Annotated in this window: 4 protein-coding genes, 3 tRNA genes and 1 rRNA gene; 7 read left to right on the top strand and 1 reads right to left on the bottom strand. The window is 56.1% G+C overall.

Annotation, left to right across the window (positions count from 1 at the left end):
* The first annotated feature begins 201 nt into the window (after positions 1–201).
* The 4 genes from rrf to FD02_RS06040 all read left to right on the top strand — a co-directional run bounded on the left by rrf (position 202) and on the right by FD02_RS06040 (position 667).
* Positions 202–318, top strand: a 5S ribosomal RNA gene (gene rrf / locus FD02_RS06025).
* Positions 319–329: 11 nt separating this feature from the next.
* Positions 330–401 (top strand) — tRNA-Asn (locus FD02_RS06030).
* A gap of 111 nt (positions 402–512) precedes the next feature.
* Positions 513–584: transfer RNA gene (locus FD02_RS06035), tRNA-Glu, on the top strand.
* Positions 585–594: 10 nt separating this feature from the next.
* Positions 595–667: transfer RNA gene (locus FD02_RS06040), tRNA-Thr, on the top strand.
* A gap of 59 nt (positions 668–726) precedes the next feature.
* Here FD02_RS06040 and FD02_RS06045 read toward each other — a convergent pair.
* Positions 727–1,125, bottom strand: coding sequence for a hypothetical protein (locus tag FD02_RS06045; protein ID WP_054721695.1), 399 nt, complete (start codon positions 1,123–1,125; stop codon positions 727–729).
* A gap of 56 nt (positions 1,126–1,181) precedes the next feature.
* Between FD02_RS06045 and FD02_RS06050 the strand changes: the two genes are divergently transcribed.
* From FD02_RS06050 to FD02_RS06060, 3 genes are all read left to right on the top strand, one after another.
* Positions 1,182–1,742 (top strand): hypothetical protein, encoded by a 561-nt coding sequence (locus FD02_RS06050; protein ID WP_156408257.1) that lies wholly within the window; start codon positions 1,182–1,184, stop codon positions 1,740–1,742.
* 150 nt (positions 1,743–1,892) lie between these two features.
* The gene (locus FD02_RS06055; RefSeq protein ID WP_054721699.1) at positions 1,893–3,359 is read left to right on the top strand and encodes a peptide MFS transporter; all 1,467 of its coding nucleotides are present in this window, start codon (positions 1,893–1,895) and stop codon (positions 3,357–3,359) included.
* A gap of 80 nt (positions 3,360–3,439) precedes the next feature.
* Positions 3,440–4,261 (top strand): metallophosphoesterase, encoded by an 822-nt coding sequence (locus FD02_RS06060; RefSeq protein ID WP_054721703.1) that lies wholly within the window; start codon positions 3,440–3,442, stop codon positions 4,259–4,261.
* Positions 4,262–4,422: the final 161 nt, after the last annotated feature.

The raw sequence follows: 4,422 nt of genomic DNA on the forward strand, positions 1-4,422 counted from the left end.
CTGTGTAGCTCAGGCGCATTTAGGATGATGGCGGGCCTAGCTAATGGCGTTACCGGCGGCACTTTGCCGGTGATGACATTAGCGTCGCTCGACACTCATCCGTCGCTCAAGCGGAGCACGACTAGCGTACAAATACGGTTCAACGCAAAACTAAAACAATGATAGCCAGTTTTGAGAGCGCAAAGCTTTCAACTAAATAAGTGCGGTGGCGATAGCGAGAAGGATACACCTGTTCCCATGCCGAACACAGAAGTTAAGCTTCTCTACGCCGAGAGTAGTTGGTGGGTGACTGCCTGCGAGGGTAGGAAGCTGCCGCGCTTTTTTTACATTCCGGATTAGCTCAGTGGTAGAGCACCTGACTGTTAATCAGGGTGTCGTCAGTTCGAGCCTGACATCCGGAGTCAATGCGGGTCGTCAGGCTCGTTTTTTTGACCGCGTGGGGCGGTAAAAACCCGGGGAATGGCCTTTACAGTGAATTGGTCGTCCTGTATAATCAGTCTTGTTGTTGTGATGGCCCGTTGGTCAAGTGGTTAAGACACCGCCCTTTCACGGCGGTAACATGGGTTCAAATCCCGTACGGGTCATGTCACAAATGCCGTCTTAGCTCAGTCGGTAGAGCATCTCCCTCGTAAAGAGAAGGTCGCTGGTTCGATTCCAGTAGACGGCAGGCTAGCTTCCAGAAATGGAAGCTTTTTTCATGCGAAAAAATAAGCCGCACATGGCGGCTTACTTGAAGTGCAATCCGGTATCCGGGGCCTTCGTAATGGGTGATTGTTGCCAGTAAAACATGTCGAGGCTGTGGTCGGGATACATTTGGTAGCTGATGTTGAGGTCGGCAAGCGACTTTTGCATGACGGCGTAATAAACCGGCAGCGGCGCGTCTTCGATGCCGGCTGCGAGCAGGAGCGGGAACTTGGCCATGTCGTTAAATACGGGCTGAGTTAGGCCGTGATCCAACTCGAAGGCCAAGTCGACGTAGATCAACTCGGCGGTGTCGCGCACGACGCCACAGGAGGTGATTGGCAGGCCGCCAAACGTGCCTGCTTCATTGAGCTGCGCCGTGAGGTAGTCGATATCGCTGCGCTTAAATGCTGGTTTTTGAAACATCAGGTGCCAAAGAGCCATGAACAGCCCCACCTTTCCCAATATGGTATAATATCCCAAGCTGGAGGGATTTAATGATGTCTAAATTGAAATGGTTATTGCCGGTGGTCATCCTTGTGTTCGGACTGAGCGCCTGCAAGTCGACCGAAAGTGGGACCGCGACGAAATCGAGTAGTAAACAAGCAACGGTCATCACCAGTAAAAATTATACCACGGCGGAATTAGAAAAGCGTTATGTTAAAATCGCCGACGTGGTCATGAAGCCGTTGGAGCAGGCGTCGTACAAGGAAAGCCAGGCCACCATTAAGAAAACGGCGACCGCTGGCCAAACGACCTTGGCGCAAGTGAAGCTGGAGTTGCAAGACAACAACAGCAACCAGGCGCTGACGCAGGCCTTGTTGAAGTACCTCACCGCCGCGCAGAAAATGCTGATGACGATGCTGGGGACGAACCAGGCGGCGTATACGGCGGCGTCTAAGGAGTTCTCGCTACAAAGCTCAACGATTGCCAAGACTTACTTTAACGGCCAGCTGCCAGCCAGCATGGTCAACTACAGCAAGCGCATGAGCGGCCAAACCAGCAGCAGTAGCAGCACCAAGGCCAGCAGCAGTGCCAAGTCGAGTGCTTCAAGTAAATAATGATCAGGCGGCGTGGCCGCCTTTTTTGTTGGCGTGATTTGCGACGGCCTGCGTTCACCGGTATAATTGTTTTTATGTGTCCAGCGGTTTGAGGGAGTCGCGGGATCCGTTCCCTAGGTTTGGTTACAACTACCTAGAGGAGATGTTCACTTGAATCAATCAACCAAGCGCACCTTTCTTGGTCACCCGCGGGGGCTATTGACCCTGTCGATGACCGAGTTCTGGGAGCGATTTAGTTATTACGGCATGCGCGCCATCCTGATCTACTACATGTACTATGCGGTCAGCGACGGCGGGCTGGGCCTGCCTAAGGCCACTGCGCTATCCATCATGTCAATTTACGGCTCGCTGGTGTATTTGAGTTCCACTATCGGCGGGTTTATTAGCGACCGCTTACTTGGGCCGCGCCGCACCGTGTTTTGGGGCGGTGTCTTGATCATGTTCGGCCATATCGTGCTGGCCATGCCGCTGGGGCTCACCGCGTTATTCGCGTCGATTGTGCTCATCGTGCTGGGCACGGGGCTGTTAAAACCGAATGTGTCCGAAATGGTCGGCAGCTTGTACTCGACCGAAGACGTGCGGCGCGACGCCGGGTTCAGCATCTTCGTGATGGGCATTAACTTCGGCTCGTTGCTGGCGCCGCTAGTGGTGAACTGGGTGCAGGTCAAGGTGAATTTCCACGCCGGGTTCTCCCTGGCCGCCTTCGGGATGGCCGCGGGGCTGATTTATTATGTCGTCTCCGGTCGGCGCACCTTGAATCCAGCGGGCAACCAGGCGCAGGATCCCATCGCCAAAGACGAATTGCAGGCGCTGGGCCTCAAGGTGGCTGCCGGCGTCGTCGTGGTGGCGGCGTTGCTGGCGGTGATGGGGGCACTGCACGCGCTCACCATCGATAACGTCATCACGTTGTTGACGCTGGTGGCCTTGGCCGTGCCAATTGCTTACTTCATCTTGATGCTGCGCAGCCACAAGGTCAGCGCCACGGAACGCTCGCGCGTGTGGGCCTACGTGCCGCTGTTCATCGCCGCGGTGATTTTCTGGGCGATCGAGGAACAAGGCTCGGTGGTGTTAGCGGTATTCGCCGCGGATCAAACTCAACTGAATTTCTGCTGGTTCAAGATCCTGCCCGGCTGGTTTCAGATGCTGAATCCGCTGTTTATCCTGATTTACGGCCCGATTTTTGCCTGGCTGTGGGTGAAACTCGGTACCAAGCAGCCGAGCTCGCCGCGCAAATTCGCCTATGGGCTGGTCTTCGCCGGCGCGTCTTACCTCGTGTTGGTGCTGCCGGTCATGCTGTTTGGCACCCAGACGCGCGTCAGCCCGCTGTGGCTGTTGCTGAGCTGGGCCGTCGTGGAAATCGGGGAGATGCTGATTTCACCGGTCGGCCTTAGCGTCACCACCAAGCTGGCGCCGAAAGCCTTTGCCGCACAAATGATGAGCATGTGGTTTCTCACCGATGCCGCGGCCCAGGCGTTAAACGCGCAGCTGGTCAAGCTCTACAGCAAGGCGACGGAAGGCTGGTATTTTGCCGGCGTCGGCATCGCCACCATCGTGTTTGCGGGCATTCTCCTGCTGATGGTGCCGCGCATCGAGCGCTTGATGAAAGGCGTCAACTAAGCTAGACGGACTGCCATTCGCGGGAATGGCAGTTTTTTTAATGTCGCGGCTTACGGTACAATGAACAAGAGGTGATGTCGATGAAAATCGCAGTCAGTACAGATAACCATTTCGATGTGAGCCGCATCGATCCGCAAGAGGCCGTGTCGCGGCAAGCGGCGTATTTGCGCGCGCAACATGTGGCCGTGTACGTGAATGGTGGCGATACCTTCAACGATTTCACGCAGACGTTACGGTATTTTCAGGAGCTGCAGCGTCTGGTGGGGCCGCGGACTCAGGTGCGCTTCATCGCGGGTAATCACGACTTGGTCAAGGGTATCAGCTACGTCGGGGCCCAATCTGCGCTGTCGCCGCTGTACTTGCATGAGCAAACGCTAACGCTGCCCGGCACCGACACGGTAATCATCGGCAACAACGGCTGGTACGATTACACGTTGGCGCCGGCTGCGTTGCGCGCACACAAGACCCCGGCGGATTTTGAGCAATGGAAACAGGCTTACTGGATCGACCGCAATATCGATTCGCCGGTGGGGGACCAGGCGCGGGAGGCGCGGGTATTGGCAACCACCGAGCACGCCTTGCAAGCTGCGGCAGGCAAACGGGTGATTTACGTCACTCATTTTGTGCCGACGCAGCAGTTGATGGGCGCGATTCCCGACAAGGCGCGCTGGCAAATGGTCACTGCGTTGATGGGCTCCGCACGGCTCGGCGAGTTGTTGGAGCGGTATCACGTCGCGGACGTCGTGTTTGGCCACTTGCACCGGCGCGACTTGCCGCTGACGCTGGATCACACGACGTATCATCATCAGCCGATGGGCTATGGCCTTGATCGGTTGATGGAATGGGACAGCCCGGATTGGTTCGAGCAGTGGACGAAAACTTTGGTTTGGTTGACCGCATAATGCAATCGGCGGCGCATCATCAGAGGCGTCGCCGATTTTTTTACAAATTTTCGAAAAGGTTATCCGCCCACCCCGGGCGGATAAGTCCGGGGCCAAAAACGGCAAAAAAACACACCAAAGACGCCTCTGGGTGACCCCTCAGCGTCCTTGGCGTGATTGCC

It is taken from the genome of Lacticaseibacillus nasuensis JCM 17158, assembly GCF_001434705.1.
Taxonomy (GTDB): Bacteria; Bacillota; Bacilli; order Lactobacillales; family Lactobacillaceae; genus Lacticaseibacillus; species Lacticaseibacillus nasuensis.